General features: G+C 70.7%; 24 protein-coding genes. 5 read left to right on the top strand and 19 right to left on the bottom strand.

Annotated elements, in window-relative coordinates; genetic code table 11:
* Positions 1 to 18: 18 nt before the first annotated feature.
* Both IE142_RS21490 and IE142_RS21485 read left to right on the top strand, forming a co-directional pair.
* The gene (locus tag IE142_RS21490; RefSeq protein ID WP_191887253.1) at positions 19 to 666 is read left to right on the top strand and encodes a GOLPH3/VPS74 family protein; all 648 of its coding nucleotides are present in this window, start codon (positions 19 to 21) and stop codon (positions 664 to 666) included.
* A 224-nt stretch (positions 667 to 890) separates the two neighbouring features.
* Complete coding sequence (locus tag IE142_RS21485) at positions 891 to 1,757, top strand: TrmB family transcriptional regulator sugar-binding domain-containing protein (RefSeq protein ID WP_191887252.1); 867 nt, start codon at positions 891 to 893, stop codon at positions 1,755 to 1,757.
* Here IE142_RS21485 and IE142_RS21480 read toward each other — a convergent pair.
* The 19 genes from IE142_RS21480 to IE142_RS21390 all read right to left on the bottom strand — a co-directional run bounded on the left by IE142_RS21480 (position 1,728) and on the right by IE142_RS21390 (position 22,014).
* The gene (locus tag IE142_RS21480; protein WP_191887251.1) at positions 1,728 to 2,813 is read right to left on the bottom strand and encodes a glycosyltransferase family 2 protein; all 1,086 of its coding nucleotides are present in this window, start codon (positions 2,811 to 2,813) and stop codon (positions 1,728 to 1,730) included. The genes IE142_RS21485 and IE142_RS21480 overlap by 30 nt on opposite strands.
* Before the next feature lie 31 nt (positions 2,814 to 2,844).
* A complete protein-coding gene (gene lanKC / locus IE142_RS21475; RefSeq protein WP_229830754.1) occupies positions 2,845 to 5,394 on the bottom strand; it encodes a class III lanthionine synthetase LanKC in 2,550 nt (849 codons plus the stop codon).
* A gap of 75 nt (positions 5,395 to 5,469) precedes the next feature.
* Positions 5,470 to 7,131, bottom strand: a complete 1,662-nt coding sequence (gene mpaP / locus IE142_RS21470; protein ID WP_191887249.1) for a daptide biosynthesis intramembrane metalloprotease — start codon at positions 7,129 to 7,131, stop codon at positions 5,470 to 5,472.
* Positions 7,128 to 7,868, bottom strand: coding sequence for an ABC transporter permease (locus IE142_RS21465; protein ID WP_191887248.1), 741 nt, complete (start codon positions 7,866 to 7,868; stop codon positions 7,128 to 7,130). The genes mpaP and IE142_RS21465 overlap by 4 nt, the downstream gene beginning before the upstream one ends.
* Positions 7,861 to 8,589 (bottom strand): ABC transporter ATP-binding protein, encoded by a 729-nt coding sequence (locus IE142_RS21460; RefSeq protein ID WP_191887247.1) that lies wholly within the window; start codon positions 8,587 to 8,589, stop codon positions 7,861 to 7,863. Before IE142_RS21460 ends, IE142_RS21465 begins: the two co-directional genes overlap by 8 nt.
* A gap of 315 nt (positions 8,590 to 8,904) precedes the next feature.
* Positions 8,905 to 9,081 carry a hypothetical protein gene (locus IE142_RS21455; protein ID WP_191887246.1) on the bottom strand — a complete coding sequence of 59 codons (177 nt, stop codon included), beginning with the start codon at positions 9,079 to 9,081 and terminating at the stop codon, positions 8,905 to 8,907.
* 76 nt (positions 9,082 to 9,157) lie between these two features.
* Entirely contained in the window at positions 9,158 to 9,361 is a 204-nt protein-coding gene (locus IE142_RS21450) for a daptide-type RiPP (protein WP_191887245.1), read from the bottom strand.
* 90 nt (positions 9,362 to 9,451) lie between these two features.
* Positions 9,452 to 10,663 carry a daptide-type RiPP biosynthesis dehydogenase gene (mpaC, locus tag IE142_RS21445; RefSeq protein ID WP_191887244.1) on the bottom strand — a complete coding sequence of 404 codons (1,212 nt, stop codon included), beginning with the start codon at positions 10,661 to 10,663 and terminating at the stop codon, positions 9,452 to 9,454.
* The gene (gene mpaD / locus IE142_RS21440) at positions 10,664 to 11,944 is read right to left on the bottom strand and encodes a daptide-type RiPP biosynthesis aminotransferase (protein ID WP_191887243.1); all 1,281 of its coding nucleotides are present in this window, start codon (positions 11,942 to 11,944) and stop codon (positions 10,664 to 10,666) included.
* Positions 11,944 to 12,750 carry a daptide-type RiPP biosynthesis methyltransferase gene (mpaM, locus tag IE142_RS21435; RefSeq protein ID WP_191887242.1) on the bottom strand — a complete coding sequence of 269 codons (807 nt, stop codon included), beginning with the start codon at positions 12,748 to 12,750 and terminating at the stop codon, positions 11,944 to 11,946. Before mpaM ends, mpaD begins: the two co-directional genes overlap by 1 nt.
* On the bottom strand, positions 12,747 to 13,862 hold the full coding sequence (mpaB, locus tag IE142_RS21430) for a daptide biosynthesis RiPP recognition protein (protein WP_191887241.1): 1,116 nt from the start codon (positions 13,860 to 13,862) through the stop codon (positions 12,747 to 12,749). Before mpaB ends, mpaM begins: the two co-directional genes overlap by 4 nt.
* Positions 13,855 to 14,835, bottom strand: coding sequence for an LLM class flavin-dependent oxidoreductase (locus IE142_RS21425; RefSeq protein WP_191887240.1), 981 nt, complete (start codon positions 14,833 to 14,835; stop codon positions 13,855 to 13,857). The genes mpaB and IE142_RS21425 overlap by 8 nt, the downstream gene beginning before the upstream one ends.
* Positions 14,836 to 14,986: 151 nt before the next feature.
* On the bottom strand, positions 14,987 to 15,940 hold the full coding sequence (gene rfbB / locus IE142_RS21420) for a dTDP-glucose 4,6-dehydratase (protein WP_191887239.1): 954 nt from the start codon (positions 15,938 to 15,940) through the stop codon (positions 14,987 to 14,989).
* Positions 15,937 to 17,004 carry a glucose-1-phosphate thymidylyltransferase gene (locus IE142_RS21415; protein WP_191887238.1) on the bottom strand — a complete coding sequence of 356 codons (1,068 nt, stop codon included), beginning with the start codon at positions 17,002 to 17,004 and terminating at the stop codon, positions 15,937 to 15,939. Before IE142_RS21415 ends, rfbB begins: the two co-directional genes overlap by 4 nt.
* Positions 17,001 to 17,624, bottom strand: coding sequence for a dTDP-4-dehydrorhamnose 3,5-epimerase family protein (locus tag IE142_RS21410; protein ID WP_191887237.1), 624 nt, complete (start codon positions 17,622 to 17,624; stop codon positions 17,001 to 17,003). Before IE142_RS21410 ends, IE142_RS21415 begins: the two co-directional genes overlap by 4 nt.
* Positions 17,621 to 18,523, bottom strand: a complete 903-nt coding sequence (rfbD, locus tag IE142_RS21405) for a dTDP-4-dehydrorhamnose reductase (RefSeq protein ID WP_191887236.1) — start codon at positions 18,521 to 18,523, stop codon at positions 17,621 to 17,623. Before rfbD ends, IE142_RS21410 begins: the two co-directional genes overlap by 4 nt.
* Positions 18,524 to 18,607: 84 nt before the next feature.
* Positions 18,608 to 20,128 carry a potassium/proton antiporter gene (locus IE142_RS21400; protein WP_191887235.1) on the bottom strand — a complete coding sequence of 507 codons (1,521 nt, stop codon included), beginning with the start codon at positions 20,126 to 20,128 and terminating at the stop codon, positions 18,608 to 18,610.
* A 132-nt stretch (positions 20,129 to 20,260) separates the two neighbouring features.
* Positions 20,261 to 20,560: a DUF3040 domain-containing protein gene (locus tag IE142_RS21395; RefSeq protein WP_191887234.1), complete on the bottom strand. Its 300-nt coding sequence runs from the start codon at positions 20,558 to 20,560 to the stop codon at positions 20,261 to 20,263.
* A gap of 323 nt (positions 20,561 to 20,883) precedes the next feature.
* Positions 20,884 to 22,014, bottom strand: a complete 1,131-nt coding sequence (locus IE142_RS21390; protein WP_191887233.1) for an amidinotransferase — start codon at positions 22,012 to 22,014, stop codon at positions 20,884 to 20,886.
* 141 nt (positions 22,015 to 22,155) lie between these two features.
* Between IE142_RS21390 and IE142_RS21385 the strand changes: the two genes are divergently transcribed.
* From IE142_RS21385 to IE142_RS21375, 3 genes are all read left to right on the top strand, one after another.
* The gene (locus tag IE142_RS21385) at positions 22,156 to 22,653 is read left to right on the top strand and encodes a DUF2975 domain-containing protein (protein WP_191887232.1); all 498 of its coding nucleotides are present in this window, start codon (positions 22,156 to 22,158) and stop codon (positions 22,651 to 22,653) included.
* Complete coding sequence (locus IE142_RS21380; protein ID WP_043371720.1) at positions 22,653 to 22,877, top strand: helix-turn-helix domain-containing protein; 225 nt, start codon at positions 22,653 to 22,655, stop codon at positions 22,875 to 22,877. Before IE142_RS21385 ends, IE142_RS21380 begins: the two co-directional genes overlap by 1 nt.
* Positions 22,878 to 22,988: 111 nt before the next feature.
* Positions 22,989 to 23,300 carry a zinc-ribbon domain-containing protein gene (locus IE142_RS21375; protein WP_191887231.1) on the top strand — a complete coding sequence of 104 codons (312 nt, stop codon included), beginning with the start codon at positions 22,989 to 22,991 and terminating at the stop codon, positions 23,298 to 23,300.
* Positions 23,301 to 23,424: the final 124 nt, after the last annotated feature.

Raw genomic sequence — 23,424 nt, 5'->3', positions numbered from 1 at the left:
TCTTGAGAGGGGGATCCCATGACTGAGGATCTGACGATTGGCGAGCGGATCGTGCTGCTCGCACTGGACGAAAAGACCGGCACCCTGCGCGAAGCGCCGCTACGGGTGTCGTTGGCGGTTTCGGCGGCCGCCCTGCTCGAGTTGAGCTCCTCCGGGGGCCTGACGGAGCGCGACGGCACGCTCGTCGCCACCGGAGCGTCGACATCGGCGGACCCGGCAGCCGCGGCCATGGCGGAGCATGTGCGGCGTCACCCCGAGGAGACTCCCCGGGAGTGGCTGCTGGCCGTACGCGAGCAGGCACTGGAGACGGCGTACCGGGGACTTTCGGAGAAGGGACTGGTGCGGGAACAGGGACGACGGGTCCTCGGCACCTTCGGATCGGTGAAGCATCCGGTCACAGGAGTGTCCGAACTCTCGGCGCTACGAGGGCGACTGGCAGCGGTTCTCACCGAGGGTCAGGATCCCGACGAGCACACTGCGGCACTGATCACCGTGCTGTATCACGCGGGTCTCCAGGCCGTCATGACCCAGGGCTCCGGCGATGGGGTACCCGAGAGCCGGCTGGCCGAGATCTCCGAGGGGCAGGGTTCGGCCGCGGCACTCGGAGACACGATCCGCACGACGGTCGCCGCCCTCACCGCGGTCATCGCCGCGTCCGCCCTGTAGACGGACGTCACCCGAGTCGTGGGCGGACCCGTCGACCGAGTCCGCCCACCGACAGGGCTGAACCCGTTCACTACTTCGCTGCAGTAATTGACAGTTTCGTGCACTGATGTTCGAATAGAGTCATGGGGGAAATGACCTTGACTGTATTGGGCATATCCAGTTTCGACGAATCTGTGTATACAGCACTTTTGCAGCACACAGAATTGGGGGTATCCGGCCTGTGCGTGGTCCTCGACCGTGACGAAGAGGACATCCGCGCCTCATTGCGAAGACTCGCGGACCAGCGCATGGTCCACCTGGACGAGCACGGGGAGCCGACCGCCTTCAACCCCGACGAGACCGTCGGGCGCCTCTTGGACCAGCGGCTCAGAAGACTCCACACGGAACAGCAGGAAGCACTGTCGTTCGGCTACTCGCTGATCCGGCAGTCCACCGCTTGGCGTTCCCTCAGACCACTCGAGGGCGACGACGAGAACGTGTGCGCGCGGGCCGAGGAACTCACCGCCCGCGCCCGGCACGAGGTGCTGGCAATGCAGCCGGACTGGCACCTCGCACCGCAGGCGATCCTGGCCGCGCGTCGCGCGAGCATGCCGTGCCTGCGACGCGGCGTGACCGTGAAAGTCCTGATTCACAAACGGGCTCTGGAGGACGAGACCACGTCCACAGCCCTCACCGAGATGATCCGGCACGGTGCCCAGGTCCGCTTCCTGGGCGGAGGGTTCGAGCGCGTGCTGATAGCCGACCGGGAGACCGCACTCGTGCAGGCCGAGCGGGGCAATTCGCCGAGCGCGTCGCTGGTGGAGCAGGGCGCCCTGGTCGGCACGCTCCTCTCCTTCTTCGACCGCTGCTGGTCCGGGGCGCTCGACGCCTCGGCCCTGCTCCTGCCCGAAGCTGACTCCGCCGCACTGGACGAGACGCATCTGAAGGTGCTGGAGACCATGACACGCGCCGACAAGGACGAGGTCGCAGCACGTGAACTGGGCATGTCCGTACGCACCTACCGGGGGCGGGTGGCGGAGCTGCTGAAGCACCTCCGCGCCGCCACCCGCTTCCAGGCGGCACTACGAGCCAAGGAGAAGGGCCTCATCTGACCCGGTGACCCGCCCGCCGGGGCCGCTCTCGGCCAAGTCCCTCACCAGTTCGAGCACACGCGGCTGGACGGAGGGCACCAGCCGGGCAGCGCGGCGGGCGTGCTCGACGCGGGAACAGAGCAGGTTCCGCGCAATGGCGTACCTACCCCGCACGGGCACCAGCACGAGTTCGTCGAAGAGCTTCACCTCACCCGAGACCACGCGTTCGATCTCGGCGTCGAGACTCCCGCTCCAGTCCAGGGGCCGTACCAGCGCGCCGGATTCGTCCATCCGCCGGTACCAGTCCCTCGTGTCCGCCAGCACGGCGGCGCGCAACAGCTCGTCGTACCGGCCGGACCGTAGCTCGCACAACAGCTCATGGGCGGTTCTCGCGTCGTCGAGGACGACCAGGGGCAGCCGGTGCGGACGCGGCATGCGGTTCCTCCGGGTGCCACTGTCCATCAGCAGGGCCGCGGTCGGCTGCACCACGGTGCGAAAGGTACTGCCCGCGTCGGCCACCCGCAGCCACAGATCCCAGTCCTCCAGGCCCGCACCGCCGCGCCAGCCACCGACCTCCTCGACGACACCACGGCGGTGCCCTGCCCTGGACGGCTCGAACATCGGTCCGAGCAACTGGAGTTGGGGGTGCCAGAAGGCCGACAGCGGCGAGAACTCGGCGGCCTCCCCGCCGTCGGCGTCGTGGTAGGTGCAGCCCGTCACCGCGAGGTCGGCGTCCGCCCGCAGCATGCCGAGCAGGACACGAAGATGGTCGGGACGCCAGACGTCGTCATGGTCCAGGTAGGCGATGAACTCTCCCCGGGCGAGGGCCAGTCCCGCGTTGCGCGGCCCGCTGGGGTGGCCGCTGCGCTCGATGCGGTGAAGCCGGACGCGGGAATCCTGCCGCGCGGACCGGCGCACCCAGTCCTCGGTGTCGTCGTCGCACCCGTCCGAGACCACGAGCAGTTCCCACTCCTGAAGGGTCTGCGCGCGGACGGAGTCGATGGTCTTCGTGATCTCCTGTGACCTGTTGTAGGTCGGGCAGATCACGGAGACCACCACTGTGCCGTTGCCGTTCATGGCTCTCCATCACCTCCGTCGTCGGGCCGGCTCACAGGAACGCCAGGCTTCTCGGAGCGGTGTCCGGGGCTCTCAGGGCGAGCAGCACGCCTGCGGCTCCGGTCGCCAGGTCCGCGGTGAGGCGCACGTTCTCCAGGCCCAGGAACGCCGGCCTGCCCTCGTGGGCGACCCCGTACAGGCCGACCCTGCCGGTCAGGCGCTCGACCGCGGCCGCCTCCGCCGGGCCGGCCAGACGGGTGGCCGCCAGCACCACGCCGGCGAAGCCATGGAAGAGCCCCGCGGTGTGGGGGACACAGTCCAGGGCCGTCCGCAGGACGGACTCACAGGCCAGGGCGAAGCGCGGCTCGTGACGCTGGTCGAGGTACTCCCTCAGAACCATGGCGGTGCCGCCGCCGCCGGCGGCGAACGTGGGACGTGCGCCGACGGCACCCGCCGACCAGCCTTCCTCCGCATCGGTACGCGCCGGATCCGCCTCCGCGCTCCACCCGAGGGTGCGCAGATCAGTGTCGAGCAGCTCACGGGCCCCGTCGAGCAGCCCGGTATCGGGCGTGTGGGCGTGCAGGCGCAGCAGCAGCAGTGCCGCGCCGGACCTGCCCCGCATCAGACCGGCTTCGCCGCGGCGGGGAGAGCGACCCGCCGCGCTCTCGACCAGCTGCTCGGCCAGGAGCGTGGCGTGCTTCAGGGCGGCGTCGTCCCCCGTCGCCCGGGCCATGAACAGATGGGCGAGGCCAAGCCCGGCTCGGCCGTCCAGGAGACCGTCGTTCACGGGTTCCACCCCGGATGCCTCCTTCAGCAGAGCCGTGGCGGCATCGGTACGCCCGAGGCGCTGCAGCGCGCATGCGACACCGGCGGTGCCGGTGTAGAGCCCCGGGGACGGGTGGGCGTGCCGGCGCGCGGACTCCTCGAGCCAGTCGACGTGGGCAGCGGGAATCTCCGTCCCCGACTCGTTGAGGGCCCACAGCACCCCTGCGGCTCCGTAGGCGAGGCAGGTTCCGCCCTCCGGCAGTATGAACTGAGCCGTGTCACCGGGGAACAGGCGATCCTCACGTCGGGGCGTGGCCATCGCGAGGATGCCCTGGCCCACGGCGACCGGACTCGGACGGTCCGCGGTGGGACGCGGGGCCGCAGCCTTGGGCGGGTCGCCGGGTGCCGTGTCCGCGTGGCCGTCCCGCGTTCCCCCGCCGTCACCGGCGGTGAGGGGCGTGAGGTCGGCGCGGACCTGGGCTCCGTAGTCCGCCGGGACGGGGTACCGGGCCTCCACGAGCTCGATCAGCTGGTCCACCTTGTCGGCGTCCCACGGCAGGAGACTGGTGAGCGGGGCGAACAGGGCGACGCGCAGGCAGCCGAGTGCGTACCTGTCGATGTCCGTGCCCCGGTGGGTCGGGGGTGCGGCGAAGCCCGGCGCCGCGTGGATCTGGTGTGCGGCGAGGTCGGTCGACGCCGTCTCGAGGTCGATGAACGCGACGGAGCCGTCCGGGCGGACCATGACGTTGCCGGGGTGCAGGTCGCCGAAGACGACTCCTCGCTCGTGCATGGCCCGCACTCCCTGCTCGATCTGGTCGAGCACTCCGAGCGCCCACCGGGTGTAGGCGGCGGTCCTGTCCGGATCGGCCTCCGGAGAGGGCGGGTTGTCCCTGGTGGTCCGTACCGCGAGCGTCTCACCCTCCACGTACTCCCGTACGAGGAAATGGTGTTCGTGCCCCACGCGGGCCTCGATGAGTTCCGGCACCCACTTGAGGCCGGCGAGCTTGCGCAGGCAGTCGCGCTCACGGAGGAGCCGGGTGACCGCGTCCTCGCCGTTGTTGTCGATCCCGGCGAGCGGCCTCGCTTCCCTGAGCAGGACGGGCTCGGACGTGCGCAGGTCGGTTCCGCGGTAGACGCCCCCACCGTTGGAGAAGTGGAGGGCCTGATCGGCTCGGTAGGGGAAATCGCGCAGGGTGCCCGCCTCGCGCGCCCGGACCGCCTCCCTCAGACAGTCGGGAATGGTCACCCACTCCGGGGGCCGGAACGACGGACCGCGCCGGTCCGGTACCAGCCTGCCCTCGGGATCCTCGATGCAGGGGACCGTCTCCCCCCGCTCCGACTTCATCGTGCGCGCGACGAACCCGCCGTAGCGCACATAGAGGGGGCCGGAACGCCATCTGAGGTCACTGAGGATGTAGGGGCCCTGCTCCCCGTCGAGGATGGCTCCGAGCTCGTTCAGCACGGAGGCCAGTCGAGTCTCGTCCTCGGGGTAGATGGTGATGAACTTGCCGCTGGCCCCGCGGTCGCCGTACTTGCCGTTGCGTCGCAACAGCACCTGCCTGCTGCGGATGAACTTGAACGCCACGCGGTGGGCCACCAGCCACTCCCAGGACCGGGCGAGGATGCTCCGCGCATTCTCCGACGTGGCCGACACATGGATCTTCCAGCCTTGCGGCGGCATCCGGAACCCGTCGGGGACCAGCATGGTCCAGTCAGGTCCCGTGCTGCACGACCAGTCGTCAGGCGTCTCGGCCGTCACGGCACGGAAGTCGTCGTCCGCGTCGCCGGTGGCGGCCTCGTCGCGGTCGAAGAAGGGCGTGCCTGGCGCCAGGAACATCACACGCCGGTAAGCATCCATGACAGGTTCAACCGCCTTCGGGAGTACAGAGAGATCAGAAAGGGCGGGCGGGGCTCAGCGCCAGAAGGGCGCCAGGTACTTGAGGTACAGCCAGTCGCCCAAGCGCCGCTCACCCGCGCTCACCACGGCCTGGCCGGTGGTCCCCGGTGCCAGCCGTCCGCCGTCGAGGGCGATACCGGAGGCCGGCACCCGTACCGAGTCGAGGCCCTTCACGGGGACGAAGGCGGAGATCGGCACCGACAGGTCCCCGAAGCCGGTGGTGGTCACCGCAGCCGTCCCCAATTGCTTCTGGAGCACGACTCCGCCGCTCAGCAGACGCACCTGGGCACCGGGCTCGATGGCGCTCCGGTCGGTCGTACCGGTCGACACGAACACCGTCCGGCCCTGCTCCGCGACGAAGCCGCCCGTGACGGTGTACGGCACGGAGACCCCCCACATGACCGCGGCCACGGCCGCTGCCGCCGCCAGGGAGACGGTGACGCGTCGCCAGGCGGGCGCTCCCGCGGTCCGGGCTTCCGTGTTCAGCTTGAAGGCGCCGGCGTACACGCGCAGCATCAGGTACCCGATGACGACGGAGACGATGACGGCGCCCACCAGGCCCGTGCTCTCGAGGATCGAACCCCAGAGCGTGAAGGCCATGCTCAGGACGTACACCGGAAACAGCATGCACGCCAGACCGAACAGGGGCGCCCACTCGACGTCGGGCAGCGCACGCTCGTAGCGTCCGCCGAACAGCAGCCTGGCGACGAACCGGCGCGCGTCCGTGATGGACCGGTCCCGCAGGTGGGAGATGTCCAGGTGGCTCATGAGCGCCAGGTAGCCGTCCAGTTTGATGAACGGGATGGCGTTGAAGAGCCCGGAGACGTAGTTGGTCACCGTGAGGAGCAGGAGGAAATCGCGCAGCGCGGGGCTGCCGCCCGTCACCGCCACCATCAGGGACCCGACACCGGCGAGGCCGGCGATGACCGCCTGGGCGGCGATACCGGCCAGGGCGACACGTACGCGCTGGTGGTTCTTCGGCAGCCGCCACCCGTCGGACACGTCGCAGAAGAACGCGGGCGTCAGGTAGAAGAGCATGAAACCCATCCGGCTGGGCCGGCCACCGTAGTGGCTCAGCACCAGACCGTGCGAGAACTCGTGCAGCATGGTGCCGCAGTACGTGATGACGATCAGCGCGATCAGCGCCGACATGGGGATCGGCTCTGCCAGGGCACTCATGGTCGCCTGGGCCTGCACGACGAGACACAGCAGTCCCGCCGCGGCGAGGACCGCGGCCGCGGCCGCCCAGCCGCGGTGGGCGAGTCGGGCAGTGAGCGGACGGAAACCGCTCAGCAGGCGTTCCGGGTGTACCAGGGTGAACTGGACGGTGAGCGGCGGTACGAAGGTGATCCGCCGGTTCTTGGTCGGCTTGCGCTCCGCGTCCTCGAGGAGCTGGGTGCGCTGAGCACGCAGAAGGCCCTCGCTCACCAGCTCGACGGTCCAGGGATCGCCGAGTTCCCTCGCCATGTCCTTCGTGTCGCGCGTACCGTCGGCAAGGCGCAGGAGCCTCGCCATCCCGGCGGCCACACGCAGGTAGCGCTGCCCGCCGGACTGGACGAGCCAGGGGGCGCCCGCCTCGACGGGCTCGTGGACCCGCACGTCCGGCGCCAGGCGCGGACGCTCCGGCAGGGGTGCCGGAGCCGTGTCCGTCGGCGGCCGGCTCAGGGTCAGTCTCACGGCAGGTCCCTGCGCAGGAACAGAGTCCGGGCGGCGATCGTGCCCGCGAGGATCCACGCCGCGAGAACCACCAGTGCCCACGGAATCGACAGCAGGTCCTCGTGGCCGCCCCGGTACACGGACGCCATGGCCTCGTCGATGGTGAGCCTGCCGATCTCCGGGAGCAGCCGCAGCAGGCCCTCCCCGACCAGCCAGGTGCTGATCAGCAGGGTGAGGATGGCGGCGACCTGGTGCCGGATGAGCAGTCCGAGCAGCGCGCCCCACACGGCACCCACCACGATGACCAGCATCACGCCGAGCAGGGTCCACGTGGTGGTCGCCGTCCACTCGGGTTCCTGTGCGCGTCCGGCCAGGAACACCCACGGGCTGGCGGCGGCCAGCACGCCGGCCCCCAGGGCGAACACCGCGCCGCAGCCGGTGACCGCGATCAGCTTGGCCGCGAGCAGTCGGCCTCTCCCCCCGCTCAGCAGCACCGACCTGCTGATGGCACCATTACCGAACTCCCTGGTCACCGCGACCATCGCCACCACCGCGGCAGCGAGTTCGACCATGAACCAGCCCTGTACCAGGGTGGAGGTGATCTCTCGGGTGTCGCTCGGCTCCGGAGCCGAGGCGAACTCCTGCTGCAGGAAGCCGGCGTCGGCCATCACGCACATCAACACGGCGGCGGCGGCCGCGCCCCACCAGGCACGTCCGGCCCAGATCTTGCGCCACTCGGCTGCGACCAGATCACGCATGGGCGTTCTCCTTCACCGCGGGTCCCACCAGGTCGAAGAAGCGGCTCTCCAGGCTGACGCCACCGTTCTGGGTCAGGTCGGCGACCGTACCGCTGTAGCGCAGCGTCTTCTGAAGGATGACGATGTCGTCAGCCATCTGCTCGACCTCCGCCAGGATGTGGCTGGAGACCAGTACGGTGCGTCCCTCGTCCGCGAGGGAGCGCAGCAGCTCCCGGAGCCAGCGGATGCCGTCGGGGTCGAGCCCATTGGCGGGTTCGTCCAGGATGAGCAGTTCGGGGTCGGCGAGCAACGCGGTCGCCAAGGCGTGCCGTTGCCGCATGCCCTGCGAGTAGTCGCGGAGTTTGCGGTGGCCGTCCGCTGCGAGTCCCACCTGTTCGAGGACCTCGTCCACCCTGGTACGGGACAGGCCCAGTGTCTTGGCCCAGATCCGCAGGTCGGTCTGTGCGGAGCCCGCGCCGGTAGGGCCGATCCCGTCGATGCTGACCCCCACCCGGTGCGCCGCGCGGGTCAGTTGTGCGTACGGGTGCCCGAAGACCGTGGCGCGGCCCGACGTCGGACGCGCGAGACCCAGCAGCATCCGCAAGGTGGTGGTCTTTCCGGCCCCGTTGCGTCCGAGGAGTCCCACCACCCGGCCCGAGCGGACGGTGAAGGACACGTCCTCGACCGCGGTCAGTTCGCCGTAGCGCTTGGTGAGTCCTACGATGTCGACGACGTCGGTCATGCTATGGCCCGCCCCCTCGCGCGGAGGTACAGGCCGACACAGACGATGAGCGCCAACTCCACCCCGACGCAGATAAGCAGCCCTCTGGTGCGGGCCGGCCCCTCAGTGAGGGCGTAGACCACGCCTGGGGCGGCCACGGCAGCGACGAGCCCGAAGGTCACGAGGGACCAGACAAGGCCGCGAGAAGGTGCTTGAGGCATCAGGTTTCTCTCCTCTGCGGCTCGGGGCCGCACGTATATTCGTCGGTACGGCCCTGTTCCGGATGCTAATGGCCAGCATCCGGAACAGGGCTTTGTCCGTCAGACGTCCGAAACGTCAGGTCGCGATGACAGACGTGACGGCGATGGTGCTGTAGGCAGCGCTGACGCCGGCCGAGATGGCGGTGCTCGCGAGGAAGCTGTCCCACCAGTCGGGGGCCTCCATGCCCTCCAGCTCCTCCATGGCCAGCTCCTGCATGGCCAGCTCCAGAGCGGAGTCGTTGTTCTCCTTCATTTTCCTTCACCTCCTTCCAGGGTTGTGCCGCATACCCTTCCGAGGGCCGCCCCGTTCAGGGCAGCGGCCGCTGCGATCAGGTCGCCAGCGTGACGATGGAGACGTAGGAGATGACGCCTCCTGCGCTCAGGCCACCGACGGCGCTCAGCGCCTCGCTCCAGCTGAAGTCCGGGGCGTCGAGCGCCTCCAGCTCCTGCATGTCCAGCTGCTGGGCCTCCAGCTCCTGCAGAGCAAGCTCCAGCGGTGCGGACACGGCGCCGTTCTTGTTCGCGGTCTGCATTGTGTTTCCCCCTCCCGTGGTGTCGCGGGCCGTCCGCCGACGGGCGTCGGCGGAAGTCTGTGTTGTGTGATGTCGCCCCTGAGTACGGCGTCAGGGCGTCGCTAGCTGTGGCTGCCTGACGGCCTCGGCCATCACGTGCCGGACGTCGGCGAGGGTGAGGGCGCCCAGAGTGGGCAGGCCGTCACCCCACGCGCGCATCGTGCTCCGGGCGATCCGGTCCGTCCGCTCCACGGTCGCGTCGATACCGCGCTCGATCAGCCAGCCGTCCAGCAGCTCCGCGACACCCTCGGCCGGGTCCGCGGGCAGTTCCCGCCCATGGGCCAGGTTCACGGTCTCCCAGAGCCGCCGCAGCCGATGGGCGCTGCCCCAACGGTCGTCACCGTCCACGATCCGCTGCCACAGGGGTGGCAGCACCGCGGCCGCGGCCGTCATCTTGCGCAGGCCCAGACCGGTGGAGAGCTCGTTGGCCAGGTACCAGCCCTTGCAGGCGCACGGATCGCGGCCGAGATTGAACCACTGGCTGTGGCTCACGCCGCTGAGCTTTGCGATCTGCAGGCGCAGCGAGTCGCCGGGTGCTTCGCCCGCCCGCCGGACGGATGCCAGCTCGGCGCCCAGAACGACCAGTCGCTCGAGGAGCGTGAGGGCGAAGGCGTCCTCCGCGGGAAGGTCCTGCGGATCACCGACGTACATGCCGGCCACGCGGAAGAACACCTCGAGGACGCCTTCCGCGAGGAGCTCCGCGGGCAGTGTCCGGGTGGCGACGGGATCGAGCACCGCCACGTCCGGCTGCAGGCCGTTGCCGAGCACCAGGCGCTTGCCCTGCGGGCCGGAGAGACAGGCGCCGCCGCTCAGCTCGCTGCCGGTGCCCACCGTGGTCGGCACGGTGACAACCGGGATGCGAGGCTCCGCCTCGGCCGGGAGCAGCACCAGACCACTGCGGTGCCGCACCGCCAGTCTGTCCCGCACCACGGGGGCAGCGCTCATCAGCACGGCCAGTTTGGCCTGGTCGAGGAGCGTTCCCCCACCGACCGCCAGGACGAGTTCGCTGTGCCGGAGCCGCTGGGCCAGTTCCGTCACGCTCTCCAGCGTGCCGGGGCCGTTCAGGACCAGCCGCTCCACCGACCGTCCCGCCCACGCCGCGTTCGCGGACACCTGGTCCACGGCCTCCGAGTCCGCGACGGCCGGGTCCGCGAGCAGGGTCAGCGTCCGTCCCGCTTGGAGGGGCAGCCACTTGGCCAGCCCCCTGATCCCGTAGGCCACCTGGGTGAGGCGCCGGTTGCTGAGGTTCCACACCGGTTCCATTCAGACCGCCTCGGACCCACCTGCGAGCCCGGCACGGTCCAGGGCGTGCGCCCTCGCCCCGCGGCGCACGCAGTCCAGGAGCTCGGCGAGTTCGTCGTCGGTGTAGACCAGCGCCGGGAGGATCTGCACCCCGTTGACGCTGGGGTGGACCACCGCGCCGGCCCGGCGGATCGCGGCGACGACCTCGGGCACCTCCTGCTGCGGCAGTGGTTCGCCCTCCGGCGTGCACAACCGGATGGACCGGAAGCAGCCGATACCCGTCGTGGCCGAGACCAACGGCTCGGTGGCGACCAGGTCTTCCAGCATCTCGTCCAGCAGGGCCGACAGGCGTCGCGCCGACGCGACCGCGTCGAGCCGCCGCATCTCCTCCACCGTGGCGAGGATCGCCGCGCAGGTGACGGGCGTTCCGGCCTGGGTCTCCCCGTGGACGAACACGTCACCCGCCGCGTCGAAGGGATCGGCGAGCGCCCGCGGCATCAGTACGGCCGCCGCGGCGTGCGTGCCGTTGGTCAGCCCCTTCGACGTGATCAGCAGGTCAGGAGGCGCCGGCCACCGCTGCGAGGCGAAGAAGTCACCGGTACGACCGAACCCGGTGGCGACCTCGTCGGCGACGAGGAGGAACCCGTGGCGGTCCCTGAGTTCGAGCAGCGTCTCCACGTACTCCGGGGTGAGAGGCACCGCCCCGCTGCCGAGTACGGGTTCCACCACCACTGCCGCGATCCGGCTGCCCTGTTGGGTCGCCAGCTGGGTGATCTCGTCGACCGCGTTGGGTGCCACGTGCCGGACGAGCCGCTGGTCGACGCCGTAGACGGACTGGCCGAGATTCTCGCCGGTGAGGGCGAATCCACCGAAGGTCAGCCCGTGGTAGCTGTCGCGCAGGCCCACCACGAGTCTGCGCGTGCCGTCGCCGCGCAGCGCGTGGTAGTGCCTGGCCAGCTTCATCACCAGGTCGTTGGCGGCACCACCGGACGTCGAGAAGATCACCCGGCCGTAGTGCTCCGCCCCCGCCACCTCGACCAGCGCCCGCGCGGCGCGCCTGGCGTAGGTGTTCTCGTAGCGGAACACGGACAGGTAGGACGCGTCACGCAAGGCGTCCGCACAGGCCCGGGCGATCGCCTCGTTGCCGTAGCCGAGGTTCACGTTCCACAGACCGCTGGAGCCACAGAGCAGTTCACGACCGTCCTCGAACCGGATTCTGACGCCTTCCGCGGACACGGCGCACAGTTCGTCGGCTCCGTGCAGGCGGGGTTCGAGCAGTGAGGGCCAGACTTCGGTGGACATCAGGCAGCCTCCGCTTCGAGCAGCACACCGGTATGGCGGGAGGAGGCGGCGGGCAGCGGATGACGTGCCACGACGCGCAGTCCCGCGAGAGCCAGTTCCCGCGCGAGGTCGTCGGGGGGAAGGACCCGGATGGATGTGGTGAGCGCCAGCACCGGCCCCTCCTCGGGGATGTGCCGCTGGGGTGGCAGGATGGTGACCTTGCGGACTTCCTGTCCGGCCCTCCAGTGTTCGATCATCCGGTAGCGCCGGCCGCTGACGCCCACGGCCTCGAGGTCCAGGTCGTCCCCGTCGGTGTCGGTCACGTCGACGGTGGAGAGCAGGAACCTTCCGCCGGGCCTGAGGTGGGCCCGCACGGCCGCGTAGAGTCCGGCCCGGCCCCGCTCGTCGAGCAGTGAGACGGACGTGGTGCCGAGCACCACGACGGCGTAGGTGCTCCCCAGCTCGAACGCGGACATGTCGCCCCGTACCACGGTGCAGCGTTTCCCGATGCCCGCCGGGGCCTCGACGAGCCGCTCACGGAGCAGGGCGACCATGGACTCCTCGAGCTCCAGGGCCGTGACCTCCCGCCCCAGTGCGAGCAGCGGCAGGGTCAGTCGGCCGGACCCGGCGGCGAGTTCCAGCACGGGGCCGGGGACGGCACGGACCGACCTGAGCAGTTCCCTGATCTCGGTGGTGTCGACGGCCGCCAGGTCGTGGTAGACCGGAGCACCCGCCTCGTCGTACAGATCGTGCAGGCTGATCCGGTCTCCGTACGCGGCCAGGACCTGGCCGGCCAGTCCCGGGACCGCCGCGGCTTCCGTCGTCATACGGCCGTCCCCAGGACGGGGGCGCCCGGCACCAGCGATACTCCCTTGTCGGCGAAGAACGCGAGCACCCACTCGACAGCGGACCGGTCCACCGGCCCGCTCACGGAGCTGTCGGCGTTCCGTTCCACGCGCTCGAGCACGGCTTCGGGGCTGCCGAGCACCAGCAGCATCTCCGTGATCTCCGCTGCCCGTCGGCCGAGCTGGAAGGTCCGGTCGGCACCCGCGACCCTGACGTACGCCTTCTCCGACGTCCAGCACAGGAACGGTGCCTCCGGGTCGGAGGCGTCCAGCGCCCCGTCGACGTCGCCGAGCCCGGGCACGAGCCGGTGGCCGAAGCCCGAGACCCTGGGTTCGGTGATCCCTCGCGTCTGAAGGTCGCGCAGCAGGTCCAGTGCGGCCAGATAGCGGGCGAGCCAGGGCCTCCGGCGCACCGCGGGACCGCGCACCTCTTCCGAGACCGCCGCTCCGAGCGGCACCGCACCGCCCGGATCGCTTGCCGCGTCCAGGCGCTGCCATGCCGAGTGCAGGTCCACGGCCGAATCACCGGCGGTCCCCAGCCGCAGGCCCTGCGGCGAGACGGAGACACCTCCGTCCCGGTCCACGTAGAGCCTGGTGCCCGGTCCGTCGCCCGGAACACGGGCTCCGAGTGCGGAGAGGTCGGCGATCTGCACGGCGGGGCTGACCGCGACGGGAGCGAACCTGCCCTCCGTCCTGGCGGCGTCGGCGTCCGCGAGGAACATCTCGAGATCCGTGTCGCCGGCCACCCGCACCAGGGTCGTGCCGAGCAGGGACATGTAGGGGCTGACGCCGTAGTCCTGGCTCTGGACGAACAGAACGTCACCGATCGAGGCGTCACCCTCCGCCCCGCTCAACGATCCCTCGTACCCCACGACGGTGGCACCGGACCCGCTGTCCTGGCGGTCCTGCACCGAGGGGGCGAGGACCAGCGTCCGCGGACCCACGACATCGGAGCCGAGCAGCGCTTCCAGAGATGCCGCGTCCTCCAGCACGACGGTGGCGGTCTCCGGCCCCGGCGTGTCGCCCGTCGGCGGGCGCCCGGTGACCCAGGAGCGCAGGTGACGCCCCACCTGGGTGATCAGTTCCTCATTCACCGGAGTCCCTCCGATCCGCGCCTACCGCGGCGAGAATCTGCTTCAAGTCATTCATTGCGGCATTCGCGCCGTAGAGGCGGCACACGCCCGTAAGATTGAGCACGATTTCATCCACCCCCGCGTCCCGGTACTCATCGAGTCGTTTCACGACCTGATCGAGATTTCCGTACAGAAACGCGCCGGAATCCGCCATGAGCCGGGCAGCCTCTTGCGAGTCGAGATCGGAAAAATTGATACCTGCTTTTCCGAGCATGTCAAGGTAGTGAGGCGCCTGCATATGTGCGGAATTGCTTGCCAGGACGAATTCGGAGACGTCCCGGTCGGAGCGCTCGAGCGCCACCGGCACCATCGCGGTGATCCGGGGCACGGGCCGGTCCGCGGCCTTAGCCCCCTCCCGCATCGCGGGGCGGACGACGCCGTCGAGGTAGGCGGCCGGCGTGAGCCAGGTGATCGCCACATCGGCGACCTCGCCCGCGAGGCGGGCCATACCAGGGCGCAGCACGCCGAGCCCGAGACGCACGGGAGGGGACATGGCCGGGCCCATCCCCGCATGACAGGAGTAGTACTCACCGTCGAAGTCGACCGGGTCGCCGCCGAGCAGCCCCCGAACCACCGTCATGTATTCCCGGACCGCCGTGAGCTGGCTCCGGTACGGGGCGCCGAGCAGGCTCCGCTGGAAGGTCTTCGCCCCCGGTCCGAAGCCGGCCACCACGTCGTTACCCGTCGCCATCGCCAGGGACTTGACCTTGTGGGCCGCCTCGAACGGATGCCGGAGCGGCATGAGGGTCACGCCGAGACCGGTCGGCACCCGGAAGCCCGCGCCCGCGACCGCGGCAAAGGTCTGGAAGGGCTCCATCAGCAGGCTTTGCCCCTGCCAGAGCCTGGCCGCTCCCGTCCATTCGACCAGCGCCGCAAAAGGAAGAACCTGCTCTGTCCGACGCGGCAGGAATGGCACCAGTATTGAGTAGTCCACATTTCCCCCCGGACCGCGACTTCTGACGCCATGAATGCTTCCAGAAAGATAATCAGGCGCGCAAGGATCTACGCTGCAGCTTGCTGCAGTGCGGCACTGCAGCAAGCTGCATCGCAGAATGTGGGGACACGCAAACGGAAGAAAGCTGAGCTCAGGGCTCGTAGCGCTCGCGGTACCAGGCGACGGTCTCGGCGAGCCCGGCAGCGAAGTCGCGCCGCGGTTCATAGCCGAGTTCCCGGCGGATCTTCGTCCAGTCCACGGAGTAGCGAAGGTCGTGGCCCTTACGGTCGGCGACCCGGTCCACCCGGTCCCAGCCGACGCCGAAGGCCGTGAGCAGGGCGCCCGTCAGCTCCCTGTTGGTCAGTTCCGTGCCGCCCCCGATGTTGTAGATCTCACCGGGCCGGCCTCCGGCGAGCACCGCGATCAGGCCACGGCAGTGATCGTCGACGTGGAGCCAGTCCCGGATGTTCGCACCATCGCCGTACAGCGGCACGTTCTCGCCGCGCAGCAGCCGGGTGACGAAGCGCGGGATCAGCTTCTCCGGGAACTGGTAGGGGCCGTAGTTGTTCGAGCAGCGGGTGACGCGCACGTCGAGGCCGTGAGTGCGGTGACAGGCAAGAGCCAGCAGGTCACTGGACGCCTTGGACGCGGAGTAGGCCGAACTGGGCATCAGGGGGTCCTGCTCGGTCGAGCTGCCGGACGGCACGGAACCGTACACCTCGTCCGTCGAAACGTGCAGGAAGGGCTCCGCACCGTGCCGCAGCGCGGCGTCCAGCAGGGTCTGCGTGCCCAGCACGTTGGTGTGGACGAAGGGGAGGGCGGCGGCTATGGAGCGGTCCACATGGGACTCGGCCGCCAGGTGGACCACAGCGTCGTGCTCGGCCACCAACCGGTCGACCACCACCGCGTCGGTGATGTCTCCCCGCACGAAACGGAACCTCGGATGGTGCCGCACGGTGGCCAGGTTCTCCTGGCTTCCGGCGTAGGTCAGGCTGTCCAGTACCGTCACGTGCACGGCACCGAGCGGCTCTTGTGGAGCGAGGACCGTGCGGACCAGGTGCGATCCGATGAAACCGGCACCGCCGGTGACCAGGATTCTCCTCATGACGGGATCTGCACCTTGCTGTGGTCGCCTAGCAGCAGCCGGTGGGCGTGCGGGGCGCGAGTGGCGGGCTCGATCTCCACGTTGCGGCCGATCACCGACGCCTCTATGCGGCGTACGCCCACGATGGACGCGCCGGGCAGGACTATGGAGTACTCGATCGCGCTGTCGGACACGGAGCAGTTCTCCGCGATGGAGGTGAAGGGGCCGATGTAGGAACCGGTGACGGTGGTCCCGGGCCCGATCACCGCGGGCCCCACCACGCGCGAGCCCGTCACGGTGGCGCCCTCGGCGACGACGACCCGGCCGACGATCTCGCTCCGCGCGTCGACCGCACCGTCGCAGCGGAGCGTGATCCGGTCCAGCACCGACCGGTTCACCTCCAGCATGTCCATGGCGTTTCCGGTGTCCTTCCAGTAGCCCGACACCACGGAGGAACGGACATCGGCACCGTCCTCGATGAGCCGCTGGAGGGCGTCGGTGATCTCCAGCTCGCCTCGCGCGGACGGCTTGATGGCGGCCACCGCCTCGTGGATCGCCGGGGAGAAGAAGTACACACCGACCAGGGCGAGATCGCTCTTGGGGTCGTCGGGCTTCTCCTCGAGTGCGGTCACCCGGCCGGCCTCGTCCAGGGTCGCCACTCCGAAGGCCCGGGGATCGGGCACCTGGGCTAGCATGATCTGCGCAGCCGGGCGGGAGGCCCGGAACTCCCGTGCCTGCTCCGCGATCCCGCCGAGCAGGAAGTTGTCACCGAGGTACATGACGAAATCGTCGGAGCCGAGCCAGGGACGCGCTGTCGCCACGGCGTGCGCGAGGCCCAGGGGCCGGTCCTGACGGATGTAGGTGACGTCCAGGCCCCACCGCGACCCGTCCCCGACCGCGGCCCGTATCTCCTGCTCGGTGTCGCCGACGATGACGGCCACCTCGGTCACCCCTGCCTCGGCGATGCCCTCCAGGACGTAGAACAGGACGGGTTTGTTGGCCACGGGCACCAGCTGTTTGGCTGACGTGTGGGTCAGGGGACGCATCCTGGTTCCGGATCCTCCGGAGAGGACGAGCGCCTTCACAGGGACTCCTCGAGGTCGGGCGGGAGAGGGCGCGTCGCGCCGGTCGGGACATTCATGCACGCGTCGAAAGAGGGCAGGAGTCCGGCCGCCTCGACGGCAGTGAGGCCGGGGGCCGCGGTGTCTCTCGCGGAGAGCACCGGCGGGGTGTCCCCGTCCCAGGCGATGCCGAGGCGAGGGTCGAAGGGGTTCACCGCGTGTTCGCGGGACGGGTCGTAGCCGGACGTGGTCAGGTAGACCACCGTCGCGTCGTCCGTCAGGGCCTGGAAGCCGTGCCCCAGTCCTTCGGAGAGGAAGACCGCGCGCCGGTTGTCCGCGTCCAGCCGGACGGCGTCCCAGACGCCGAAGGTCGGTGATCCGGTGCGCAGGTCCACAACGACGTCACGCACCGCACCGCGCACACACGTCACGTACTTCGCCTGCCCGGGCGGCACGTCGGCGTAGTGGATGCCCCGTACCACTCCGCGCCGCGACACCGAGCAGTTGGCCTGGGCCAAGTGGAAGGGGCGCCCGGTGACGGCCCGCAGGTCCTCGCCCCGGAACCATTCGTGGAAGGAACCCCGGTCGTCCTGGAACGAAGGAGGGCTGGTCGTCCAGGCGCCGGGCACCTTGAGCGGCCTCACGAGGTTCCTTTCCGCTGCCCCGGCCCGCACGCTTCGGCCAGCGCGGCCCGCCAGTCCCGCGGAGCGGGCACGCCGACCTCGGCCCAGCGACGGTGCCCGAGGGCACTCCAGTACGGTCGCCGGGCGGGGCGCGGCATCCGGGAACTGTCGGTCGGCCGAACCTGGTCCGGGTCGGCGCCGCACAGCCGGAACACCTCCCTGGCCAGCTCGTACCGGCTGGCGCTGCCCGCGTTCGTGGCGTGGAAGACACCGCACACCGCGCGGGCGGGCAGGCACGCCAAGGCGATCAGCAGGGCAGCCACGTCCGCGGCGTTCGACGGCTGGCCGTACTGGTCGCGCACCACGTCCACCGTGCCGCCACTCCGGGCCGCCCGGACCATGGCTCCGACGAACCCGTCCAGGTCCCGGCTGTAGAGCCAGGCGGTACGCACCACGGTGGCGGCATCCGGTAGTTCACGGAGCACCGCACGCTCGCCGTCGCGCTTGGTGCGGCCGTAGGCCGTGCCCGGCGCGGTGGGTGTGTCCTCGGCGTACGGGGTCCCGAAGTCCGACGGGGCGCCGGGGAAGACGTAGTCGGTGGACACGTGCAGCAACCGGGCGCCTCGGGCGGCGCAGCCGCGGGCGAGATGCCGCGCACCGTCGGTGTTGACCCGCCGCACCTCCTCCTCGTGGAACTCGGCCGCGTCCACGTCCGTCCACGCCGCGCAGTTGACCACGATGTCGGGGCGCCAGTACCGCAGTGCCTCGTCCACGGCCCGGGCGTCGGTCACGTCCAGGCGGTCCCGGCCGAGTGGCACACAGTCCGCCCCCCGAGAGGTCAACTGGGCGTGCACTTCGCGTCCGAGCCGCCCACCGGCGCCCGCAATGAGCCAGCGGCCGTCCGATATCGGGATGATCATGTGGCCGACTCTACTGAACACGCGACGATGCCGAGCGGGCGGCATGATGCCATGCCGACGGGGTCCGGCCCGTGTCGGGCGCCGTCAGCCCGTTTTCGCTCCGCCCTCCGGCGCCCCCTGTTCGCCCAGCCAGCGTGCCAGTTTGCCGCGGCGGCCGATGGCGCGCAGGCGGCGTTCCGTGGCCTCGCGGACCGGGGGTGTGGTGATGAGGAGGAGTTCGTCGCCGGCGCGCAGGGCCGTGTCGCGGTCGGGGACGAGGGTGACGCCTTCGCGGACGATCAGGGTGAGGACGGTCGGGCGCGGCAGGCGGAGTTCGGCGACGGTGACGCCGTGCAGGCGGGAGCCCGGCGGGATCGAGACCGTCAGGAGGTCGGCGTCCAGGACGTCCAGCGGGGCCGTCTCGACCTGGATCTCGCGGAGGGTGTCCGGGCGGGTCAGGCGCAGGTGACGGGCGACGGCGGGTAGGGCGGGGCCCTGGATGAGGGTGAAGAGGACGACGAGGACGAAGACGATGTTCAGTACGTCGACGGCGCCGTCGACCCCTTCGACGATCGGGAAGGTGGCCAGGACGATGGGGACCGCGCCGCGCAGGCCCGCCCAGGAGATGAACGCCTGCTCGCGCCAGGGGATGCGGAAGGGGAGCAGGCACAGGGCGACGGAGACCGGGCGGGCGGCCAGGAGGAGCACCAGGCCGACGGCGAGGGCGGGGAGGATCGCGGAGGGCAGTTCGCTGGGGTCGACGAGCAGGCCCAGCATCACGAACAGGCCGATCTGGGCCAGCCAGCCGGCGCCCTCGGCGAAGGAGCGGGTGGCGGCGCGGTGGGGCAGCTCGGCGTTGCCGAGGACGAGGCCGGACAGGTATGCGGCGATGATGCCGCTGGCGTTCGCGGCGCCGGCCGCGGCGAAGGCGACGATGCCGAAGCCGACCGTGGCGAGCGGGTAGAGGCCGGTGGCGGGGAGGGCGATGTGCCGCAAGGCCGCCGCGCCCAGGCGCCCGATCAGCACTCCGAGGGTGCCGCCGACCAGGAGTTGGTAGAGCAGGTTGCCCAGGACCGGGGCGGGTCCGGGCAGGTCGCCGGCGGTGGTCGTGGAGAAGATCAGGACCAGGATGATGGTGGGGGCGTCGTTGAAGCCGGATTCCGCCTCCACCAGGCCGGTCACCTTCTGCGGCAGGGGCAGTGAGCGCAGTACGGCGAAGACGGCGGCGGCGTCGGTCGAGGAGACGATGGCGCCGAGCAGCAGGGCCAGGTGCCAGTCCATGCCGAGGAGCCAGTGGGCGCCGACGGCGGTCACCGCGACGGAGACGGCGACCCCGGCGGTGGCCAGCACGCCGGCCGGGGCGAGCAGGCGTCTGACGTCGCTCCACCGGGTGGTCAGGCCGCCCTCGACGAGGATGACCGCCAGCGCGGCGGTGCCCAGCGCCTGGGCCAGCTGGGCGTCGTCGAACTCCAGTCCCAGGCCGTCCTCCCCCGCGATCACGCCGACCGCGAGGAAGAGGAGCAGGCTGGGCAGCCCGAGACGGTGCGCGGCGCGGGCGGCGGCGATGCTGGCCAGCAGCACCGTGCCGCCGACCAGGAGGGTCAGGTAGAGGTCGGGCAGGGTCATCGGCCGGGTCCCGGGTGGTGCGGGTCTTGGCAACGGGCAATGGGGCGGAGAGGGGCGACGGGACGGAGGGAGGTGACGGAGCAGAGGGTGGCGGCGGTTGTGGGAACGGCGCGTCCCGCGGCCGGACCGCCGTCAGCGGGGCCAGGAGCGCGGCGGCAGGTGACGGTCCGGGCGTCCGCGGCGGTGCGGGTCGCAGAGTTCCGCGGCGATGCCGGCCATGACGAGACCGGTGGCGATGAGCAGGCCGTGGGCGAGGAACAGGCCGGTGCCCAGCACCGCCAGCGCGGTGGCGAGCAGCAGCCAGGCACGCCCGGGGTGGTACTCACGCGGCCGGCCCGGGCGGCCCGCTCCCAGGGCGTCGGCGAACCGGGGGTCCTCGCGGTGCAGGTGGTACTCGATCTCGCTGAGTCGTCGGTCGTCGGGTCCGGGCACGGTGTCCTCCTCCCGGCGCGGGGCCCGGGGCGGGCGACGCGGTCGGTCGGGTGGGCCATCTGCTCTCCTTGCGGGCTGGGTACGCCACGATCACACCAGGGCGAGCGGGCGCCGCCGCGCATACGTGGCCGGTCCGCCCCGGACCGGTCGGTCGTCACCGTCGACCGGTGACCGTCCGGGCACCGGTCGGCGCCGGTCCGGGGGAGGTGGGCTCGGCTCCAGGATCGCCGCCCGGGGCGGGCGGGCACCATCCGGTACGGCACCCAGAAGCGGGCGTACGAGACGTGTAGCGCGCGTTCACTCGGTGTGGCGCGCGCGGCGTGTCAGTCGACGTAGGACTCCAGCGTGCCGCGGCGCCGGACGTCGAGGGTGGCGCAGTGGAACGAGCCGCCGAACGGCGCGTAGTGGAGGAGGTCGCAGGGGACCGGTTCGAAGCCCCAGCGCTCCAGTGCGCGCAGCATGCCGGTGTGGTGCCGGTCGGCGATGACGCGCTCGCCGTCGATCACGAGGACGTTCATGCTGAGCCACTTCCCGCACATCGAAGTGACCTTGAGCATGCGGTCGGGGATCGGGTCGGGTTCGGGGGCGACCAGGACGTCCCAGGAGGCGAGTGCGTCGGGGAGGCGGTCGGGATCGACGTACTCGGGATTGATCAGGACCTTGCCGGGCGCCAGCGGCATGAACGTCGTGTCGATGTGCATGGGCGTGCGGCAGCGGCTCTCGATCTCGTGGATGCGGTAGCCGGGGCCGAGGTGGCGGCGCAGCCAGTCGACGCCCATGCGGTTGGTGACGTTGCTCCGGGTGACGAAGAGGTCGCGTCCGGCGCGGACGAAGTCCGCCGCGTCGAAGACCGGCTCGAACTCGGTGAGGATGTGGCGCGTCGGCTCACCCGGCCGCGGGATGCGGAAGTCCGGGTCGAAGAGCTCGTCGGTGAGCTGGGGCTTGGGTGCCGCGGTCCAGCGTCCGCCCCGGCGGAACCAGTCCTTGAGGAGCGGACGGTAGGAGTGCGTCTCGAAGTACCGGCACGGCCAGGCCATCGGGGTCTCGATGATCTCGTCGCCGACCACGAGCAGGCAGTCGCGCGGGCAGGTGTTGCAGAAGCCGCGGGACGACCAGTCGGGGGTGCTGAAGCGCTGCCGGTGGTCGACCGCCTCGGGGCGGGTGACCGTGATGCCGAGGGACTCCAGGAGGGTGATGAATCCGTCGAGTTCCTGCTGGGCCCGCTCGATCAGGACGCGCGGGTACCGGAATCCGGCGGCCAGTCCCTGCAGACGGGCCGCCCACGGGGGGACGTTGCAGGTCACGACGGGGTGGTCGGAGGGGATGGTCGCGCCCTCCAACCGTCCGACGACGACTTCCTCCAGCGGGTCCCACTCGTTGTGGGACCCGACCGGCGGGGCGGCGGGTTCCGCCGCCTCCGCGACACCGATACCGGGCTCCTGCGCCACCGCCATGACTGACCGCTTTCGATCGATAACGGCTCCGTGACGTTCCGGTGCCCCGAACCGGGCCGACGACACCGCCGTTTCCGCGAGGCTTGCCGGACTTATCGTTGTTCGATGGATTTCCATCGCGGTTCGATCGAAGGAGGGGTGATGGGGCAGCTGACGACGCTTGCGCTGCGCGGTGTGACGGTGGCGCTGCTCGCCGGGGCGGCCTTCATCCAGGGCGTGCTGATCTGGCTGCTGGTGGCCGGCACCGGTGATCCCGACGCCGCACTGGCGGCCGTACGCACACCGGTCTTCCTGATCATCGTCCTGGGAGCCGCGGCGGCCGAGGTGGTGCTGGTCTGCGTCTGGCGGCTGGTGACGATGGTGCGGCGGGGGACGGTGTTCTCGCTCGGCGCCTTCCGGTACGTGCATGTCGTGATCGGCGCCTTCGTCGCGGCCGCGCTCCTGGTGCTCGCCCTCGCGGTCGTCCTCGCGCCGGGTGAGGCCGTCGCGCCGGGCATCGTGCTCATGCTGGGCGGGGTCGTCGTGGCGATCCTGGGCGTCGCACTGGTGGTGCTCGTCCTGCGGATGCTGCTCGCCCAGGCCGTCGCGCGCGACGTCGAGGCGGCGCGGATGCGGGCCGAGCCGGCAGAGGTGATCTGATGCCGATCGTCGTGGACATCGACGTGATGCTCGCCAGGCGGAAGATGTCCGTGGGGGAGCTCGCGGAGCGCGTCGGCATCACCCCCGCCAACCTGGCGGTGCTCAAGAACGGCCGCGCCAAGGCGGTGCGCTTCACGACGCTAGCCGCGCTCTGCGCCGTGCTCGAGTGCCAGCCCGGTGAACTGCTGCGCTACGAGGCCGCTGCCGCGGACGACGGGGAGTGACGACGGGGCGGGGTCGGTCGCGGGTGGCTCCGCGGGCCCTTCCGGGCGCAATCTGGGAGAAGATCTGCGTGCCACGCGCGCCCGCGGGCGCCGACCCGGAAGGACCCGCTCGTGATCATCTTCGGCACCAAGGGATACCTCTACCAGCTCGCGGTACTGACGCTGGTGTGCGGCCGGTGCGGCAACCCCTCCGCACACACGCTCAGGAAACGCGTCAACAAGTTCACGCTGTTCTTCGTGCCGCTGTTCCCGTTCTCCACTAAGTACCTGACCCAGTGCACTTTCTGCGGTGCCGAACAGCAGGTGAGCAAGGAGCATGCGGAGCAGCTCGAGAAGCAGGCCGTGAGCGGCCAGAGCGGGCCCGGCGGCCCCGGCGGGCAGGCGTACGGTCAGGCGCCGCAGCATCCCCACCACCGGCCGTGACACATGGCCCGCGCCGTGGTCGAGCGGGAGACCGGCGAGCGGGCGGGCCCGCGATCGCCCCGGGTCACCGGCCACCGCGCACCGTCAGCGGCCACCGCGGGCCGCGCCGCGTCGGCGGGACGCT

The sequence above is a fragment of the Streptomyces mutabilis genome (genome assembly GCF_014649815.1).
Classification (GTDB): Bacteria; Actinomycetota; Actinomycetes; order Streptomycetales; family Streptomycetaceae; genus Streptomyces; species Streptomyces mutabilis.
The sequence above is the reverse complement of the archived record's forward strand: the minus strand, read 5'-3'. Positions and strand labels throughout refer to the sequence as shown.

Coding starts and splice junctions, on each gene's coding strand:
- IE142_RS21490 (WP_191887253.1), top strand. CDS start 19: ATGACTGAGGATCTGACGATTGGCGAGCGGATCGTGCTGCTCGCACTG.
- IE142_RS21480 (WP_191887251.1), bottom strand. CDS start 2,813: ATGAACGGCAACGGCACAGTGGTGGTCTCCGTGATCTGCCCGACCTAC.
- lanKC (WP_229830754.1), bottom strand. CDS start 5,394: ATGTTCCTGGCGCCAGGCACGCCCTTCTTCGACCGCGACGAGGCCGCC.
- IE142_RS21465 (WP_191887248.1), bottom strand. CDS start 7,868: ATGCGTGATCTGGTCGCAGCCGAGTGGCGCAAGATCTGGGCCGGACGT.
- IE142_RS21460 (WP_191887247.1), bottom strand. CDS start 8,589: ATGACCGACGTCGTCGACATCGTAGGACTCACCAAGCGCTACGGCGAA.
- IE142_RS21455 (WP_191887246.1), bottom strand. CDS start 9,081: ATGAAGGAGAACAACGACTCCGCTCTGGAGCTGGCCATGCAGGAGCTG.
- IE142_RS21450 (WP_191887245.1), bottom strand. CDS start 9,361: ATGCAGACCGCGAACAAGAACGGCGCCGTGTCCGCACCGCTGGAGCTT.
- mpaC (WP_191887244.1), bottom strand. CDS start 10,663: ATGGAACCGGTGTGGAACCTCAGCAACCGGCGCCTCACCCAGGTGGCC.
- mpaD (WP_191887243.1), bottom strand. CDS start 11,944: ATGTCCACCGAAGTCTGGCCCTCACTGCTCGAACCCCGCCTGCACGGA.
- mpaM (WP_191887242.1), bottom strand. CDS start 12,750: ATGACGACGGAAGCCGCGGCGGTCCCGGGACTGGCCGGCCAGGTCCTG.
- rfbB (WP_191887239.1), bottom strand. CDS start 15,940: ATGAGGAGAATCCTGGTCACCGGCGGTGCCGGTTTCATCGGATCGCAC.
- rfbD (WP_191887236.1), bottom strand. CDS start 18,523: ATGATCATCCCGATATCGGACGGCCGCTGGCTCATTGCGGGCGCCGGT.
- IE142_RS21400 (WP_191887235.1), bottom strand. CDS start 20,128: ATGACCCTGCCCGACCTCTACCTGACCCTCCTGGTCGGCGGCACGGTG.
- IE142_RS21390 (WP_191887233.1), bottom strand. CDS start 22,014: ATGGCGGTGGCGCAGGAGCCCGGTATCGGTGTCGCGGAGGCGGCGGAA.
- IE142_RS21385 (WP_191887232.1), top strand. CDS start 22,156: ATGGGGCAGCTGACGACGCTTGCGCTGCGCGGTGTGACGGTGGCGCTG.
- IE142_RS21380 (WP_043371720.1), top strand. CDS start 22,653: ATGCCGATCGTCGTGGACATCGACGTGATGCTCGCCAGGCGGAAGATG.